We start from the raw sequence: 18043 nt of genomic DNA on the forward strand, positions 1-18043 counted from the left end.
CGCCAGCTGGAAGGATCTATACCGAAGCCCACCCACTCTAAGTCATCGCGGCGGGGGTACGGGCCCGTCGTCGGGAAGGGGCGCGACGACGGAAACGAATTCGGGAAGCAACACTCGCACTGCGAAGCGACCGGCGATCGCGTCGGCAGGCAGCGCTTCGACGGCTCGTACTCCCTCGGTGTTCTCGATGGCAAGCAATGCCGACGGAGTGGCACGGAGCACCGCGCCGACGACACAGTCGCAGCCGGAGCCGAGCCGCGCGGCCGAGGTGGAGTCGATCTGAGATTGACGATCCCACTGCCCGGCGCTCATCCCGAGCCTCGACGCCGCGACGCTTTCGGCCCCCAGCACCGATTGCTCGCTCCCCGCGACACCGATGTCGATCACCTGGCTTTGCACGCGGTCCATCGGCACTCTCAGAAGTACCCGCGCAATCCGTTCACCGTCAGCAATTGCGACCAGCCGTTGCGGGGAAAGCGGCGTGTCGAAAGAAACGAGAGCCCAATGCGGATTGCCGTCATCGACACCACGCAGGGTTCCGCGCGCCCTGTCCAGGTAATCCGACACCATCTCACCGTTGTCCGGCCCGAGTCGATCGGTGTTGACCCCGGGTCGTGGAAGCGGATTCAGAGCACCGACCAACCAGAGCAGTCCGACAACGACTGCCACCAGCACGCCCGCCTCGAGTGCCCCGCCGAACCGTCTCATGCCTTGCGCAATACCTCCATCGCGTGCTGAAGATCGGCGGGATACTCGCTTTCGATCTCCACCCATCGGCCGTCGGATGGGTGCGTGAACCCCAACGACTTGGCGTGGAGCCACTGACGCTCGAGCCCGAGCCGTGCCGCGAGTTTCGGGTCCGCCCCGTACGTCAGGTCGCCGCAGCAAGGATGCCGAAGCGCCGAGAAATGCACCCGAATCTGATGAGTGCGACCGGTCTCGAGGTGCACGTCCAACAGGCTCGCAGCCTGGAATGCCTCGATCGTGTCGTAGTGCGTCACACTGGCTTTGCCGTCGGCGCGTACAGCGAACTTCCAATCGTTGCTGCCGTGGCGGCCGATCGGGGCATCGATCGTCCCGCTGCTCGGGTCCGGATGTCCTTGCACCAGAGCGTGATACCGCTTGGAGATGGTGCGCTCCTTGAACGCGCGTTTGAGGACCGTGTACGCGCGCTCCGACGTAGCAACCATCATCACACCCGATGTACCGACGTCGAGACGATGCACGATGCCCTGACGCTCGTGCGACCCGGACGTCGAGATTCGGTACCCTGCGGCGGCCAGTCCACCGATCACGGTAGGTCCGGCCCAACCGACGCTTGCATGCGCAGCCACTCCGACCGGCTTGTCCACCGCGACAATATCGTCGTCGGCGTAGAGAATGGCCATTCCCGGGACCGGCTGCGCCACGACCGTCAACTCACGGGCGGGCTCAGGCAGTTCGACCTCGAGCCACGTGCCTGCCGACAGGCGGTCGGACTTACCGACCTTGGCACCGTCGACTACCACCGAGCCCTCTTCTGCGAGCGTCGCCACCACGGTTCTGGAGTAGCCGAGCAGCCGAGAGACGCCGGCGTCGACACGCATGCCGTCGAGTCCGTCGGGAACCGGCATCGAACGCGATTCCCTCATTTCTCCACTGCCTTCGTCGCTGTGGCGTTTTTCTTCGACTCGGTACGTCGACCGTTCGGTTCGAGCCCGAACAGGCTCAACACGACCAGAAGAATTGCGCCGCACACGATCGAGGAGTCGGCGACATTGAACACCGGCCACCACCCCACCGACACGAAATCGACTACATGCCCTTGCAACGGCCCTGGGGAACGAAAGAAACGATCGATGAGGTTTCCGAGCGCACCACCGAGAACGAGACCGAGGCCGAGGGCCCACCATGGCGAACGCAACGTCCGTCCGATCCGAATCACGCCGATCACGACGCACACTGCCACGATGGTGAGCAACCAGGTCATGCCGGTCGCCATGGAGAACGCGGCGCCGGGGTTACGCACCAGGCGCAAGGTGACGACGTCGCCGAAAATCTCGACCGGTCTGCCCGGCGAAATCCAATGGACAACGGCGATCTTGGTAGCGAGGTCGAAGGCGAGCACGACCACCGCGATCACAACGAGCATCCGGGTACGCAGCGGCTTGTCGGGCACGCCGTCCGACTTCGTGGATTCCGCAGGAATATTCGCGCCTACCTGCGCGGCTTCGGGCTTCTCGGCAGTGCTGTCGGGGCCGGTCGGATCGGTCGGGCGGTCTTCACTCACACCCCCATCATGTCGCATCGGGACCCCGCACCACACATCCGGACCGGCGGCGACCGCTCTCGCGGGAGCCGTGTCCGTAATCTGGGTGCCGTGATCTCGACTTCCGAAACCTCCGTACGACGTCTACGCGGACTTGCCGCCGCCGCCGCAATCGCCGCTCTCGTGACCGCATGCACCTCCTCCGGAGAGGACTCGTCGGTGACCGCGACGAGCTCGTCCCCTACCTCCGGCGTTTCGCTGCCCGTCACTCCGGTGACGACAACTCTGCTGGACCCGGGTGCGGAACCACGATCGACCGTGACCTCTGTGCGCAGCGGCAATCAGTCGGTTCAGCTGTCCACCCGTTCGACGGTGACTCAGCAGATCGACGACCAGGCTGTGCAGGACTTCTCCACCCCCGAGCTCACCCTGCCGTTGACCGCGACGGACATGGACTCCTCCTCCGACACGGTGAACCTTCGCCTCGGCAAGGCGACATCAGCAGACCAACGACTCACCGACGCGTTGGCGCCCGCGGAAGGTTCGGCTGCCGGCTTGACCATGACCGATGCCGGGGCGATCACTGCCCTGACGATCACACCGTCGGACGAGACGCAGGATGCAGCGCGTGCGGCTATCGAACAGGCGCTGAACCAGGCCGTATACCGGTCGGTCTCGTATCCGGACGCCGAGATCGGCGTCGGCGCGGTGTGGACCGTAGAACAGCAGGTCATCAGCGGAGTGACGCTCAACCAGGTGACGACCGCAACGCTGAGATCACGGGACGGCGACCGCCTGACCATCGACCTGCGGATAGACCAGACGCCCGAGACGACCACGCTGGAACTGCCCGACAACGCCGGTTCGCTGGCCATCGATTCCTACACCATGACGGGAACGGGAACCCTCGAGGTCGACGCCGACAAACCGCTCCCGTTGTCGGGTGAGGTCACCGTCGGTGGCAAACAGCAGTACAGCGACCCCGAAGGGTCGACCGTGCTGCGTCAGGACATCAGCGACACCGTTCGATGGACCGCGCCATGATGTCGCGTCCACTTCTGCTCACCGCTCTGGCCGTCGCGACGGCGTTGTCGGCTGCCGCGTGCGGTGGGTCCGATACCGCGCCCGATGCCGCACCGAAGGTCGCTCTCGGCCCGTTTGTCGCCGCACCCGATCCCTTGTTGGGATCGCCGATCACCGATTCGGCGGCGCTACAGTCCGCGATGCTCAGCATGGATCTATTGCCCGACGGGTTTGCGCCGATTCCCGACCCGGTCCGTGATCTCGGCATGGATCCGGCGCCCGAGTACGACGCACCGGACCGATCGGGCACCGATCCGGAAGCCTGCGGCGACGTCCTTGCACCGATCGAGCAACAGCTTCCCGGTTCATCTGCTGGGGCCGAGGTGCGTTACTCGGGTCCGAACTTCTCCTCGCTCGACGAGGACGCGGCGAGCTACCCCGGCCGCGGGGCCGCCGAGGCTTTTACTGCACTTCAAAACACCCTCGCGAAATGCACCGAGTACACCGGTACCGATGCGGACGGGGTGCGTGTGGACTACCGACTCGAAGGTCGCGAGCAGAACACAATCGGCGACGCTTCGATCTCGGTGCGTCTCACCATCGACAGCGGCGGCTACACACTGGTCTCGGACGTCGTCATTGCTGTTGTCGATTCGACGGTCGTACAACTTGTCGGGACCGGCCAGGATGCGTTCGATCCCACACTCATGACCGAGTTGGCCACGACGGCGGTGGATCGGATCAGAGGCGCCGACCGAGGCGTATAGAACGACGCGTGCGCGCTACCTCTTCGACCACCTCACCCCGGACACGCAAATGCCGGTGCCGTCCCAAGAAGGACGACACCGGCATTGATCCGATCGAGTGCTACGAAATCAAGCGCACGCGGGCGAAGTCAGCTGCGCGAGCTGTACGAGGCCACACGCGTTCTCCTTCGACAGCTTCCACTTTCCGTCTTCGGCGACGAAGGTGAAGTTACCGGGGTTGGCCTGACCGTTGATGGTCAGCGTTGCGCCTGCGTTGAGCGTGCCGTCACCCAAGTCGTCGACGCTGGTGAGCTGAATCGCTGCACCGTTCTGTACGGCTGCGGCCGCGACCTGGTTGATGAGGTCGGGATCGGCCTCTGCACCCTGGATCAGTTCGGCCTTCTCCTCCACCGGCACCGCTGGGTCGAGCCCGCGAAGCAGTTCCGCGTTGAGTTCCTCCGGCGTCGGAACCGGCGGGTAGTCGCCGCTCGCGTCGGGTGCGGCTGAAGCGGAAGATGCCTTGGCAGTGGTGGTGGTTGCGGCGTCGCCGCCATCGTCCGATCCGCACGCGGTCATCGTGAACGCTGCGGCGATCGCGATGCCTGCAACCATGGCCTTACGGGTGTTACGAAGCTTCAAGTGCTTGTCCTTTTCACTCTGATCGCCAGCGATCACTGTCGATCACTGAGGGGTCAACTTGTCATCGTTCGTCTCGGGTGCCCCACTATGCCATTCGAAATCTCACACGGCCAGATTCGGGTACCGACCGGTAGGAAATCGCGTCATTGGAGACTGTCGAGCGCATCCGCTAGGCGGAGCATCTCATCCCACTCGGCAAAAGTACGAGCCCTACCCGGTCCGGAAGATCGGGTCTCGAAACGAACAGTCACCACGGAATGGCCTGCCCCCTGTATCCATCCGTGTCCGTACTCAGGATGCCTTACATCCATCCCGGGGTGCCACCTCGGGCTCGGTTCCGTCGCGGCAGGCGCTGGGTTCGGTGTCATACTCGCATCGTCGAGAACATCGCCTGAGTGGTAGTCCAGCTCAGGAAAGAGAGAGCCCTGCTGCACGGTCGACAACCCGGCCAAACCCACTCCCACCAAGCGAATAGGGCCAAGTTCCACCGGGTCGAGCACCAGGCGCTGGGCCGCTGCGACAATGGTCTGCTTGTCGACGGTTGCGTACGGAAGGGTCACAGAGCGCGTGAGGATACTCATGTCTGCTTTACGTAATTTCAGAACCACAGTTCGAGCGCCTCGGCCGTCCTTGCACAACCTGCGGTGGGCGGCGTCGCCACTCGATTCCACCGCAGCGCGCAGTTGGGCCAGCGTCACCAGATCGTGCGCGAACGTCGTCTCGGCGCTGACCTGCTTCGCTTCGGCTCGCTCGGCCACCGCGCGATCGTCGATTCCCCGCGCAAGTCTGTGCAGGCTCGGCCCGACCGTCGCCCCAAGAATCGAGGCAACCTCCGATTCCGAAGTGGAGACGAAGGTGCCGATCGTGTCGATCCCGAGCCTGCGAAGCTTCTCCTCCGCCACCGGACCTATCCCCCACAGCTTGCGCACGGGCAATGCCGCCATCAACTCTGTCTGCTCGCGCGGAGTGACGACCTTGACACCATCCGGCTTGGCCAGCCCGGATGCAATTTTCGCAATCTGCTTTCCGGCACCCGCGCCGATCGACGCAACCAAGCCGGTTTCCTCGCGCACCAGAGTCCTCAGTGACTCGCAGAAGTCGAGTACCTCCGCCGACGTCGCACCCGCAAGCTCGGACGGCTCCCCGAACGCTTCATCCATGGACAACTGTTCCAAGATCGGCATCGGAGTACGCAGAGCGTCGAACACTCGGCGACTGAGCGCCTGATACAAGGAACCCCGAGGGGGCAACACGACGGCACCTCCCCCGACGAGCCGTCGTGCCTGATGCATGGGCATGGCCGAACGAGCACCGAAAACTCGCGCCTCGTAGCTGCATCCGGCAACGACCCCGCGGCCACCGGCCCCACCCACCAGGACCGGCCTACCCCGCAACGTGGGACGGGTCAGCTGCTCGACGGATGCGAAGAACGCATCCATGTCGAGATGCAGGACCCACCGCGCGCTGCGAGAATTCGTCATGAGCGATGAACCTCGCGCGGATCACGACACTCCACCGTTGTCTCCCCCGGCCGGTCTCTCACTCTTGGCTGAGCTCGAAGCCCAACGATGCTGCCGCCCGCTGTGGTGACGGATCGCGCCACAGTGCGCCGTAGACCTCGTTCGATGCCAGGGATCTGGTGACGGCCTTGTCGATATATACCGTGCCGTCGAGGTGATCGGTTTCATGCGCCACGATCCGTGCCGGCCACCCGCGAAAAATCTCGTCGATCTCCATTCCGTTCGAATCGACACATTCGAGCCGAACGGCAGCAGGACGCGAAACCACTGCTTGATACCCGGGGACCGACAGACACCCCTCGAAGAACGAGCGGCGAGCATCCCCGATAGCGGTGTAAGTAGGATTGACGACAACCCGAAACGGCAGCGGAGTGCGCTCGCGCGCCTCCGCCATCTCCGGGTCCACCTCGTACATGTCCTCGATCACCGCTATCCGCAGCGGAATACCGATCTGCGGAGCAGCCAATCCCACGCCCGGCGCGTCATGCATCGTCGCCCGCATGACCTCGACGAGCAGCTCGAGTGTCCGGACCTCGAGCTGATCGATCAACGGCGCGGCCGGAGCCCGAAGCACAGGTTCGCCGACGACCACGATCTTCACGACGCCACCGCGAGCCGAAGAGAGAATCTCGCGGACAACGTCTTCCATCGATGGGGCTGCCGTCATCGCGCCCGGCTCACCAACGCGCGCACACCCTCGCCCATCTCGATCGCGTCCGGGCCCGGATCCCCATCGACCAAGGTAAGCGCAAGGACCTCACCCTTGATGAGTTCCCGGTGGGTGTCGAGCCAGTCGCGTCGATCAGCCGGTACCTCGACGACGATATCGATCCGATCCGACACCTCCAGCCCGAGGTTACGGCGCGCGTCCTGGAATTCGCGGATACGATCCTTCGCCCAACCCTCGGCTTCGAGTTCGGCTGTGACATTCGAGTCGAGCACGACGAGTCCAGCATTTCCGGGCAACGCAGCCGTCGAATCCGGTTCGGCAGCAACCAATTTGCGGGTGTATTCGGAGGGCAGCAGCTCGATCCCAGCCGCGCTGACAACTCCGTTGGCGTCCTCGGACCATTCCCCGGCCTTGACGGCCTTGATGACCTTCTGAACGTCCTTACCGATGCGAGGACCTGCCGCACGAGCGTTGACCACAAGTTCGAACTTGCCGTGCACAGCGACGTCGTCGGTCAGATCCACCTTCTTGACATTGACCTCGTCCGCGATGATGTCGGCGTATGGACGCAACCGCTCCGCGTTCTCGGCAGCGACGGTGACCTCGGGCAGCGGCAAGCGCACTCGAAGATTCTGCGCCTTACGTAGACCGAGCACGGTGGAACAGATGGTTCGAACCTCGTCCATGGACTCGACGAGTTCGGGATCGGAAGGCAGCTCACCCGCGTCAGGCCAGTCCATCAGGTGCACCGAACGCCCGCCGGTAAGGCCACGCCAGACGACTTCACTGATCAACGGCAGAAGCGGCGCCGCGATCCGCGTCAGAACTTCCAGCACTGTGTGGAGTGTGTCGATCGCATCGACGTTCTCACTCCAGAACCTCGAACGCGAGCGTCGCACATACCAATTGGTCAATGCATCACAGAACACGCGAAGCTCGTCGCACGCACCTGCGATGTCGTTTCCCTCCAACGCATCGGTGATCGCATCGCGAGTCGCAGCCAGCTTCGCAAGCACGTACCGATCGAGAACATGCGGCGAATCGGTACGCCACACGCCCGGCTTTTCCGCGTACAACTGCAAGAAGCTCCACGCGTTCCAGATCGGCAGCAAGGCCTGACGAACACCCTCGCGGATGCCCTGCTCGGTCACGACGAGATTTCCGCCTCGAAGGATCGGAGAAGACATCAGGAACCACCGCATGGCGTCGGAACCGTCCCTGTCGAACACTTCCTTCACATCCGGATAGTTCCCCTTGGACTTGCTCATCTTCAAGCCGTCGTCGCCGAGGACAATCCCGTGTGCTGCAACGGTTTTGAAGGCCGGCCTATCGAACAGGGCCGTCGCCAACACATGCAGCGTGTAAAACCATCCACGCGTCTGACCGTTGTACTCGACGATGAAATCGCCGGGGTTGTGAGTGGCGAACCACTCCTCGTTCTCGAACGGAAAGTGCACCTGCGCATACGGCATCGAACCGGACTCGAACCAGCAGTCCAACACCTCCGGAACACGACGCATGGTCGACTTGCCGGTTGGGTCATCGGGATTCGGCCGCGTCAGATCGTCGATGTAGGGACGATGAAGATCGGTCGGACGCACACCGAAATCACGCTCTAGATCATCGAGGCTGCCATAGACGTCGAGTCTCGGGTACGCCGGATCGTCCGAGGTCCACACCGGAATAGGACTGCCCCAGTAGCGGTTTCGGCTGATGTTCCAGTCACGCGCACCCGCGAGCCACTTACCGAACTGCCCATCCTTGATATGTTCGGGGACCCACGTGATCTCCTGGTTCAACTCGACCATGCGATCGCGGAACTTGGTCACCGCCACGAACCACGACGGAACCGCCATGTAGATGAGCGGCTGACCACTTCGCCAGCTATGCGGGTAGGAGTGCTCGATCGTCTCGTGACGCAGCAACCGTCCCGAGGCCTTCAGATCCTTGATGATGACGGGGTTCGCATCGAACACCATCAGGCCCTCGTACGGCGGCACCATCGAGGTGAACTTTCCACCCGGATCGAGCGGTTGCACCACCTCGATACCGTTGGCCGTCGCCACGTCCATGTCCTCTTCACCGAATGCGGGCGCCAAGTGCACGATTCCGGTACCGGAATCGGTAGTCACGTAGTCGGCGGACAGTACGCGATGCGAGTTGGGATGTCCGATGAAGAAGTCGAAAGGAGGCGTGTACTTCAGCCCGACGAGATCGGCACCGGTGTGCTCGGACAACACCGTCGGGTTCTCCCCCAGCTCCCGAGCGTAATGAGCCACACGATCACGAGCGAGTACGACGCGTCCACCTTCTCCGTCCTCGACCTGTACGTAGTCGATGTCCGGACGCACCGCCATCGCGAGATTCGACGGGATCGTCCACGGTGTCGTCGTCCAGATCAGTGCATCGGCGCCGTCGAGTGGCGAACCCGGCGCGGAGAGTGCCATTCGGACGGTGACGGCCGGATCCTGACGCATCTTGTATGCGTCGTCGAGGCGCGTCTCCTGGTTCGACAACGGTGTCTGCTCGTACCAGGAGTACGGAAGCACTCGGAAGCCCTGGTAGATCAGCCCCTTGTCATGGAGCGTCTTGAATGCCCACATGACCGACTCCATGAAGTCCAGATCGAGGGTCTTGTAGTCGTTGTCGAAGTCGACCCAGCGAGCCTGACGGGTCACGTAGTCACGCCATTCGTCGGTGTACTGCAGGACCGACTGCTTGCAGTACGCGTTGAACTTCGCTAGACCCATCTCGTCGATCTCGGACTTGTCCTTGATCCCGAGTTGCTTCTCGGCTTCGAGTTCGGCCGGCAACCCATGACAGTCCCAGCCGAATCGCCGCTCGACCTTCATACCCCGCATCGTCTGGAAGCGAGGTACAAGATCCTTGACATATCCGGTCAGAAGATGGCCGTAGTGCGGCAGTCCGTTTGCGAACGGGGGGCCGTCGTAGAAGACGAATTCCTCGGCGCCTTCACGGTTGTCCACGCTGGCGCGGAAGGTTCCATCCGCAGCCCAGGCGTCGAGGACCTTCTTCTCGAGATCGGGGAACGATACGCTGCCGGCTTTCGAGCCGTAGATGTCGACGAGCGGGTAGGAATCGCGTGTCGATGTGTAATCGTCGGTCATGGTGACTCCTCGTGCCATCCGCTCGTACGAGCGGAACGTAGTCGGCACGGGGACGATGTCCGACGTGTCTTTACGTCGGTACCGCGGTACCACCCCGTTTGCATCGGATTCGCCCGCAAGGGAAACGATCCGATGCCACTCACGCGGGCTGTGACGGGCCCACCCGTTCGGTTCTACTGAGCAAGCGCGTCAAAGGCTCACCGTTCTTCCGAAGACTCCCCGGTGATTGCCGGATCAACGCCTGACTTCTTTCGATCGAACTTCCAGACCAGCTGGTGCTAGGGAACTAATGCTTGGGCGGGGAGAGAGGATCGGGAGGAGACTTCCTACCGGCCAACGCGCCCACCAGCAACAGAACCGCACCCACTACACATACTCCGATACAGCCCCACGCCCAGATCACCGAGCCGGTCATCAAAGCGATGACCAGCAAGGCAAACCCCACTGCCGCCGCACACAGCGTCAGTACAAGCACAACACACCTCGTTCCGGATGCGCCGGCAAGCGATCGTCAGATCCGGAGCGAGCCGTCGCGCGCCATGCGTGAAGCAAACAACCTCTAGTTGTTGCCTTTGGCGTACGACTGGCTGTAACCGGAGGACTGTCCCTCTTGGCTGAAGCCGTCCTTGCCATTGTCCACAGGTAAGGCCGAGGAGCGATTCTCCAACTCTTCGAGCTGCGACTCCAGGTACGACTTGAGACGGACCCGGTACTCGCGCTCGAACGTCTTGAGCTGCTCGATGCGACCTTCCAGCACAGACCGCTGCTCGTTGATCGTCGCCATGATCTCGGTGTGCTTGCGTTCGGCATCGGCCTGAAGTGCGTCGGCCTTCTCCTTCGCCTGCCTGAGCTGCGTCTCCGACCGTGTCTGTGCATCCGACAGTAGCGACTCGGATTTCTGACGAGCATCCGTGACCATTGCCTCCGAGCGCGTACGCGCATCGGTGACGAGGCGCTCGGCGTTGGTCCGCGCGTTGCCGAGCAACTGCTCCGACTCGGATTTGGCATCGCTCGTCAGACGATCTGCCATTTCCTGAGCGAGGCCCAGGATCTTGGCTGCCTGCATGTTGGAATCGGCGCTCGGCGACGCAGCAACGGGAGCCGGAGCCGGGGCCACCACAGGTGCAGGCTTGGGAGGCTCGACCGGGCGTTGCGGCTCCGGAGTTCGCTGCGGCTCTGGCGCCTTCTGCTGAACGGGTGCAGATTGGCCGGGGCCGGATTGGCGCGCAGAGCTCTTGGAGTCGGACAGCTCCTGATCGAGCTCGCCCACTCGCTGGCGCAGATCAGCATTTTCTTCGATCAGTCGCGACAACTCTTGCTCGACGAGATCGAGGAATGCATCTACCTCGTCTTCGTTGTAGCCGCGCTTTCCGATCGGCGGCTTACTGAACGCGACATTGTGCACATCAGCTGGAGTCAGCGGCATGGAAGGATCCCTTCACGCGTCTTGAGGCGGTAGAGCAAGCATTCAGTTATATCCCATTCCATACGGTCCGGAACAATCAAACTGTAACTGGCGTCCATTCTGTCACATCGGTCGCGCTGGTCGCCCGCGTCCCCGAAGTCTTGTACCAACGTATCGAACCCTACGACCCCAGCCCTCTCACGACAGTCATCAGGATGAATACCCCGAAGAGCAACACCATGATCGACAAATCGAGTCGAACTCCGCCGAGATTCACCGGCGGTATCAGTCTGCGAAGCAGCTTGACCGGCGGGTCGGTCACCGTGAAAATCGCTTCTAGCAAGATCACCACAATTCCAGTGGGACGCCAGTCGCGGGCGAACGTTCTGATGAATTCGACGATGATGCGGCCGATGAGAAGCAGCCAGAACATGAAGAGTACGAAATAGAGAACCGCAAACAAGGCCACGTCTCATACTGTGCCCGAAAAAAGCGGCTCGATCAAAGCGAGCAGGTCAGAGACCCCCGACGCTCGATCGAGCCGCGGACTTATCGCACAACTCGTCCGAGTCATTGCTGACTGTAGAAGCCGGTTTCGGCGATCCGGCGACGCTCCTGAGGCGATACGTCGACATCAGCGGGCGAGAGCAGAAACACTTTCGTCGCAACCTTGTCGAAGGAACCACGCAGTGCGAACGCCAGTCCCGCTGCGAAGTCGACCAACCGCTTCGCGTCGGCATTGCTCATCTCGACGAGATCCATGATGACGGGAGTTCCGTCACGAAAGCGCTCACCGATGGTGCGCGCCTCGCTGTAGTCGCGCGGGCGCAACGTGGTGATTTTGGACAAGGGGCCTCCGTCGTCGACAATCGGGCTTCGACGAGTCTCCGCACGGACATCCATCCTGGTATCGACGGCGAGGTTTCCGCGAGTCGCCGTCGGCCGAGTACCGCCGCCGGATGCGCCGCGTGAACTCCTGCCCCCGATCGGTGCCAGAGTCGGAGCCGAGCGAGGCGCATCGAAGTCGTCGTAATCTTCGGCGTCGTCCAGATTGGCATGCGCGGGCCGTCGAGACGTAAAGCTAGGGCCGCCGAATTCACGGTCGCCGCGCTCGTCGAGTTCGGCATATGGGTCGCGCCCCCGCGAAACCCGATGACTGTCAGGTTCGTCGAGGTAGTCGTCTTCGTAGTCCGCGAGTGGAACCATGCCGAAGTACGCCTTGAACTTGTGCAGGGTGCTCATCGATCCTTGCCTTCCTTCAAAACTGGCCATTCGGGCTTCACTCCCGGGCGGGTGTTCAGCGTGTCGTCACCAGGTTTCACATTGGGTCAGTTGTTACTGATGTGAACCGTGGTCTCTATTGCGAGGTTATCGGCCGCGAACCGAGTATTGCGGTACCGACACGCACGCACGTCGATCCGTGTCGCACAGCGGCTTCCAGGTCGCCAGTCATGCCCGCAGACAGTTCGACGGCCTCGGGATGATCGACGAGAACACGCCGGTGCAATTCGGCAAGATCGGCGAACGAACTATCGGGGTCGGCTTCGATCGGCGGGACCGCCATCAAACCCGCAAGAGAGAGATCCTCTGCTGATGCGACGAGGTCGACCAGTTCGTCCAGCTGTTCGCGTTCGATGCCGGCCCGGTGAACATCGCCATCGAGACTCACTTGAATCAGCACCCGCAGAGGGCTTGTCCGCTCGCCCTCGCCCAGCGCACGCTGTACTGCGTTCTGAAGCGACTGAACCAATCGCGCACTGTCCACCGAATGAATCGAATAGGCCCACTTCGCAACCGACTTCGCCTTGTTTCTCTGCAGATGCCCGATCATGTGCCATTTCGCGGGAGAGTCGGCGAAGTGCTCGGTCGTCTCCTGAGCCTTCACCGTTGCTTCCTGCTCCCGCGACTCACCGAACTCACGGCAGCCCAGTCGATAGAGAGTTTCGACGTCACTCGAGGGGAAGAACTTGGTGACCGGAAGCAACGTCACGTCCTCTTCGGCACGGCCGGCGGAGATACACGCCGCACGCAGCCGATCGCGCACCGACTGCAGTGCGTGCTCTATGTCTACGGCTCTGTCACTTGCAATAGTCATGGCACCAGTCAAGCAGGCTCGGTGTCCATCCAGATCACGCTGGCGAACCTACCGGTCGGTGCTCCCCGCCGATGGCTGAACAGGGTTCTGTCCTCGATGGTGCACCGAGGATCGACCACCACCGCCGACACACCGGAAGACTCGAGTTGCCTCCGAATACCCGCTCGGATATCGAGGCCCGGCGTATTACGAACCGTGGTCGTCGCACTACCGGGTAGATGACGCTCGACGTCGGCCCGCATATGCGCAGGCACTTCGTACTGACGGCCACTTGCTGCCGGACCCAGAAAAGCACCGATACGTGAGACGTCCGCCCCGAGCGAAACCATCTTTTCCAGCACCTTGGGCACGATGCCGATTCGGGCTCCTACCCGCCCTGCGTGGACGGCAGCGATCACACCTGCCTCGTCGTCGGACAGCAGAAGCGGAACACAATCTGCAGTCAGTACCACCAGGCCGAGATTGCGAGCGGTCGTCACGAGTGCGTCGGTGACCGGTACGGGCTCGGAGACCGGGCCGTCCACCACCGTGACGGTACGACCGTGTACCTGCTCCATCCACACCAGGCCGTCGACGCCCAGGCCCAGTTCCCGACCCAACCGTTCTCGGTTCGCCGCAACGGCCGCCGGAGCGTCCCCCACGTGGTCGCCGAGATTGAAAGTGTCGAACGGCGGCGCCGACACCCCACCTGCTCTGGTGGTGGTAACCCTGCGGACTTTGCCGTTCAGCGCGACATTCCTCTCGGTAGGTGCAATCCTTCTCGGGATGGTCGGATCAGCGACGCATGAACGACGGTACGTCTACCTCGTCTTCGCCCTCTTCTTCGGACACCGGGACACGTCGCCCGGTCCCGGGCACACTGTTGGACGGCGCACTGCGCGACTCCGAATTCGGCAGCGGCGGAAGACTACTTCCACTCGGAGTGCCCGCGGAATCACGAAAGACTCCCGCCGAACTGGTCGAATCCGTTGGCCTCGACGAGGACACTTCGCCGGACCGGGCCGATCCGACGGATCCGCGTGCATTTCCGGGCGCAGCTTCCACAGGTCGACGGGTCGGGGTGCCACCGTCGAACCCGGCGGCGATGACGGTGACCCGCACCTCGTCACCGAGCGAATCGTCGATGACCGTGCCGAAGATGATGTTGGCGTCGATGTGAGCAGCTTCTTGCACCAGCGATGCAGCCTCGTTGATCTCGAACAGGCCCAGGTCTGATCCGCCGGCGATCGACAGGAGTACACCTCGGGCGCCTTCCATCGACGCTTCCAGCAACGGCGAATTGATGGCAGATTCCGCAGCCTTGATGGCCCGCCCCTCACCGCGTGAGGAGCCGATTCCCATCAGAGCACTACCCGCGCCGGACATGACACCCTTGACATCTGCGAAGTCGACGTTGATCAACCCTGGAGTCGTGATCAGATCCGTGATTCCCTGGACGCCGTTGAGCAGCACCTCGTCGGCACTTCGGAATGCATCCATCAAACTGACGGCCGCATCTCCCAACTGCAGCAGCCGATCATTGGGGATCACTATCAGCGTGTCGCAGGATTCACGAAGCTGCTGAATTCCGGTGTCGGCCTGGCCGCCGCGACGCTTGCCCTCGAACGAGAACGGTCGCGTGACGACTCCGACAGTCAGAGCACCGAGTTTGCGGGCGATATTCGCGACGACGGGCGCGCCACCGGTGCCGGTGCCACCGCCTTCACCCGCGGTGACGAAAACCATGTCGGCCCCCTTGAGGACCTCCTCGATCTCGTCTTTGTGATCGTCTGCCGCGCGGCGACCCACTTCGGGATCCGCTCCGGCACCGAGTCCGCGAGTCAGCTCGCGACCTACATCGAGTTTGACGTCGGCGTCGCTCATGAGAAGTGCTTGAGCATCGGTGTTGACCGCGATGAACTCGACTCCTTTGAGTCCCTGTTCGATCATTCGGTTGACCGCGTTAACGCCGCCGCCGCCGATGCCGACGACCTTGATTACGGCGAGGTAGTTGTGCGGGGGCGTCATGGGCTCTCGCCTTCCGTGGTTGTTTGTCTGGGCTGTCGGGTGCGGGATAGTCTCAACCTGAACCATAGGCTTAGAGTTATGTCAAGTACCCGACTTGATGAACGCTATTGATCGGTGCAACCTTCTGCCATTAGGCGCGCCGGGCACCGCGAAAAGATTTTGCTTCAGACCGTACCTGCCGGTCACTCGAACAGCTACTTGATGGTCGGTAGATCTGGGCTCGATACATCCAGAACCTGTCCAGGCTGAGACAACAATGTAAGCGCCACAGCGGATTTGCGCTCCGAATTGTCGCTACTCCCCCACACGAGTGTCCTTCCGTCGAGCAACGAAAGGGAGACCTCCGATATCGAGCTCGCGCGAACCTCGCCGACCTGACCACGCAGAGCGTCAGGCATCGAATCCAGAACGGCGAGTCCGCTTGTCGTAGCTGCATCCCCTGGACCGGGTGTATCGGTCACCAAGCGCACAACTCCCGGCGGGGGCGTACCGACCGCAAAGTCGACGCCGTCCTTGTCGAGCAGGTGAGTTCCGTCCGGCTCGTCCACGAACGCCACAGGCACTCGTTCCGTCACCGTCACCCGCACGGTCGACGGATACATCCGTTGAACGCGAACCGAAGCCACTGCCGGGATAACCGCCACACGCTGTGCAGCTGATCCGACATCGACCCGAACGAGCTTCTCCCCCAGCAGAATGCCGAGGTCCGTGACAATTTCTTCCTCGGAAACCGTCACGTTTCCGGTGACCTCGATCTGGCGGACCGACAACACTGGAGTGAGGTACACCAGTGCAAATCCCGCCACGATCACGGCCACCACCGCCGCCGCGATCAGTCCCAGTTTGCGACGCGACCGTGAGACACGCAGACGTTCCGCTTCTCGAGCCTCGCGCCTGCGCTCACGGTCCTTCGCCTCGTGCGATGCGGCCGCCGAATTCACACCGGTATTCGACCTACCATCGAATTCGGCGTTCTTCGGTGTGACCACGGATTTCGGTCTTGTCTTGGACGTGCGGTCGGGCTTGGCGGCCCGGCGTCTACTCCCCCGCTCGGGCCGACCGGTCACTCCGATGCCCGACCTTGCCCGATCCTGAAGTCGGTCTTCGACCGCAACGCATCGAGAATCGGTCCGGCCAACATCGTGACGTCGCCTGCTCCCATGGTGATGACCACATCTCCGGGGCCGGCCAGCGCGGCAACCTGCTTGGCCACCAAAGACAGATCCGGCTGATAGTTCACCGGAACGGTCACCGCCGCTGCCACCAGCGCGCCGGTCACCCCGGGGAGCGGTTCTTCGCGCGCGCCGTACACATCGAGTACAACCACTTCGTCGGCAAGGCTCAGCGTCGTACCGAACTCGGAAGCGAAAGTTTCGGTCCGCGAATACAGGTGAGGTTGGAAGACCACGATCACCCGTCCACGCTCGGCTGGGCCCGCGACTCCAGCGACGAGTTGCTGTGCCGCAGTCAGTACTGCACGGACCTCCGTCGGGTGGTGCGCATAGTCGTCGAATACACGAACGCCGTGTTCGCGACCACGGAGCTGGAAGCGGCGATGAACGCCACCGAATCCGGCGAGTCCGGCCAGTAGTTCATCGACCCCGGCCCCTACCTGACATCCTGCACTGAACGCGGCAAGAGCATTGAGCGCTGTATGACGACCGGGAACCCCAAGACGCAACGTCCGAGGTTTCTCCTCACCCTCGACCAACAACTGGGCCACACCCCCGACATCCTCGGGTTCCCAATTCAGAAGACGGACCGCCATCTCGACCTCGCCCGCATCGACGTTCGCCGATCCGTAGCCGAGCACCCGAACCCCTGACAGAGCGCGTGCGTGAATTCGCTGAGCGAGGGCAGCGGACCCCGGGTCGTCCATGCAGGCGATCAACACCCCTCCGGGTTCGAGCAAAGCCGCGAAATCGTCGAATACCTGTACGTAGGCCTCGGTCGTGCCGAAGTAGTCGAGATGATCGGCCTCGATATTGGTGACGATCACGACGTTCGGGCTGTACTGCAGCAGGGATCCGTCGCTCTCGTCCGCTTCGGCTACGAACACGTCGCCGCTGCCGTGGTGCGCGTTGGTACCGGCCTCGTTGAGCTCACCGCCGACGGCGAAAGAGGGATCGAATCCGCAATGTTGCAGCGCAACCACGAGCATCGACGTCGTAGAGGTCTTTCCATGGGTCCCGGACACCAGCAGGGCCCGATACCCGTCCATCAACGAGGACAACACCGCAGGCCGCAGCACGATCGGAATACCCCGCTCCTCGGCCGCGACGAGTTCGGGGTTGTCTTTCGGAATCGCAGCGAGCGTCGTGACGACGACTGTGGGTCCACCCGGCAGCATGTCCAACGCTGAACTGTCGTGCCCTACCCGGACTTGGGCACCACGTGCACGAAGCGCAAGAACACCGCGGCTCTCCTTGGCATCGGATCCAGAGACCTGGCCGCCACGAGCCAGCAGAATCCGTGCGATGCCCGACATACCGGCACCGCCGATACCGACCATGTGCACTCTCGCGAGCTCGGCTGGAAGCTCGGACATGTCCGTCCTTTCAC

The 18043-nt window shown here is 62.6% G+C and carries 18 protein-coding genes; 2 read left to right on the top strand and 16 right to left on the bottom strand.

Annotated elements, in window-relative coordinates; genetic code table 11:
- Positions 1 to 42: 42 nt before the first annotated feature.
- Genes O1W68_RS12515 through lspA form a run of 3 tightly spaced genes read right to left on the bottom strand, consistent with a single transcriptional unit; the run spans position 43 to position 2131 of the window.
- Positions 43 to 708, bottom strand: a complete 666-nt coding sequence (locus O1W68_RS12515) for a hypothetical protein (RefSeq protein WP_269303976.1) — start codon at positions 706 to 708, stop codon at positions 43 to 45.
- Complete coding sequence (locus tag O1W68_RS12520; protein ID WP_269303978.1) at positions 705 to 1631, bottom strand: RluA family pseudouridine synthase; 927 nt, start codon at positions 1629 to 1631, stop codon at positions 705 to 707. Before O1W68_RS12520 ends, O1W68_RS12515 begins: the two co-directional genes overlap by 4 nt.
- The gene (gene lspA / locus O1W68_RS12525) at positions 1628 to 2131 is read right to left on the bottom strand and encodes a signal peptidase II (RefSeq protein ID WP_269304501.1); all 504 of its coding nucleotides are present in this window, start codon (positions 2129 to 2131) and stop codon (positions 1628 to 1630) included. Before lspA ends, O1W68_RS12520 begins: the two co-directional genes overlap by 4 nt.
- Before the next feature lie 228 nt (positions 2132 to 2359).
- Here lspA and O1W68_RS12530 point away from each other — a divergent pair, with 228 nt between their 5' ends.
- Together O1W68_RS12530 and O1W68_RS12535 are read left to right on the top strand one after the other, a co-directional pair.
- A complete protein-coding gene (locus O1W68_RS12530) occupies positions 2360 to 3292 on the top strand; it encodes a hypothetical protein (protein ID WP_269303979.1) in 933 nt (310 codons plus the stop codon).
- Positions 3289 to 4038 (top strand): hypothetical protein, encoded by a 750-nt coding sequence (locus O1W68_RS12535; RefSeq protein ID WP_269303981.1) that lies wholly within the window; start codon positions 3289 to 3291, stop codon positions 4036 to 4038. The genes O1W68_RS12530 and O1W68_RS12535 overlap by 4 nt, the downstream gene beginning before the upstream one ends.
- A gap of 108 nt (positions 4039 to 4146) precedes the next feature.
- On the opposite strand, the gene O1W68_RS12540 is transcribed toward O1W68_RS12535, so the two are convergent.
- From O1W68_RS12540 to murC, 13 genes are all read right to left on the bottom strand, one after another.
- A complete protein-coding gene (locus O1W68_RS12540) occupies positions 4147 to 4656 on the bottom strand; it encodes a hypothetical protein (RefSeq protein WP_269303983.1) in 510 nt (169 codons plus the stop codon).
- Between the two features lie 143 nt (positions 4657 to 4799).
- On the bottom strand, positions 4800 to 6137 hold the full coding sequence (locus O1W68_RS12545; RefSeq protein ID WP_269303984.1) for a DNA polymerase IV: 1338 nt from the start codon (positions 6135 to 6137) through the stop codon (positions 4800 to 4802).
- Between the two features lie 58 nt (positions 6138 to 6195).
- Positions 6196 to 6843: a peptide deformylase gene (locus O1W68_RS12550; RefSeq protein WP_269303985.1), complete on the bottom strand. Its 648-nt coding sequence runs from the start codon at positions 6841 to 6843 to the stop codon at positions 6196 to 6198.
- Positions 6840 to 9974, bottom strand: coding sequence for an isoleucine--tRNA ligase (ileS, locus tag O1W68_RS12555; RefSeq protein ID WP_269303987.1), 3135 nt, complete (start codon positions 9972 to 9974; stop codon positions 6840 to 6842). Before ileS ends, O1W68_RS12550 begins: the two co-directional genes overlap by 4 nt.
- A 286-nt stretch (positions 9975 to 10260) precedes the next feature.
- Positions 10261 to 10449: a hypothetical protein gene (locus O1W68_RS12560; RefSeq protein WP_269303989.1), complete on the bottom strand. Its 189-nt coding sequence runs from the start codon at positions 10447 to 10449 to the stop codon at positions 10261 to 10263.
- 84 nt (positions 10450 to 10533) lie between these two features.
- Complete coding sequence (wag31, locus tag O1W68_RS12565; protein ID WP_269303990.1) at positions 10534 to 11400, bottom strand: DivIVA-like cell division protein Wag31; 867 nt, start codon at positions 11398 to 11400, stop codon at positions 10534 to 10536.
- A 160-nt stretch (positions 11401 to 11560) separates the two neighbouring features.
- The gene (locus tag O1W68_RS12570) at positions 11561 to 11848 is read right to left on the bottom strand and encodes a YggT family protein (protein ID WP_084346610.1); all 288 of its coding nucleotides are present in this window, start codon (positions 11846 to 11848) and stop codon (positions 11561 to 11563) included.
- Between the two features lie 101 nt (positions 11849 to 11949).
- The gene (locus O1W68_RS12575) at positions 11950 to 12621 is read right to left on the bottom strand and encodes a cell division protein SepF (protein ID WP_269303993.1); all 672 of its coding nucleotides are present in this window, start codon (positions 12619 to 12621) and stop codon (positions 11950 to 11952) included.
- Between the two features lie 115 nt (positions 12622 to 12736).
- On the bottom strand, positions 12737 to 13474 hold the full coding sequence (locus tag O1W68_RS12580) for a YggS family pyridoxal phosphate-dependent enzyme (RefSeq protein ID WP_269303995.1): 738 nt from the start codon (positions 13472 to 13474) through the stop codon (positions 12737 to 12739).
- A gap of 8 nt (positions 13475 to 13482) precedes the next feature.
- A complete protein-coding gene (gene pgeF, locus O1W68_RS12585) occupies positions 13483 to 14202 on the bottom strand; it encodes a peptidoglycan editing factor PgeF (protein WP_269304502.1) in 720 nt (239 codons plus the stop codon).
- A 46-nt stretch (positions 14203 to 14248) separates the two neighbouring features.
- Positions 14249 to 15481, bottom strand: a complete 1233-nt coding sequence (ftsZ, locus tag O1W68_RS12590) for a cell division protein FtsZ (protein ID WP_269303997.1) — start codon at positions 15479 to 15481, stop codon at positions 14249 to 14251.
- Between the two features lie 194 nt (positions 15482 to 15675).
- Positions 15676 to 16548, bottom strand: coding sequence for a cell division protein FtsQ/DivIB (locus O1W68_RS12595; protein ID WP_269303998.1), 873 nt, complete (start codon positions 16546 to 16548; stop codon positions 15676 to 15678).
- Positions 16545 to 18029, bottom strand: coding sequence for a UDP-N-acetylmuramate--L-alanine ligase (gene murC, locus O1W68_RS12600; protein WP_269303999.1), 1485 nt, complete (start codon positions 18027 to 18029; stop codon positions 16545 to 16547). The genes O1W68_RS12595 and murC overlap by 4 nt, the downstream gene beginning before the upstream one ends.
- Between the last annotated feature and the right edge of the window lie 14 nt (positions 18030 to 18043).

Origin of the sequence: Rhodococcus sp. H36-A4 (assembly GCF_027158005.1) — a bacterium.
Lineage (GTDB): Bacteria > Actinomycetota > Actinomycetes > Mycobacteriales > Mycobacteriaceae > Rhodococcoides.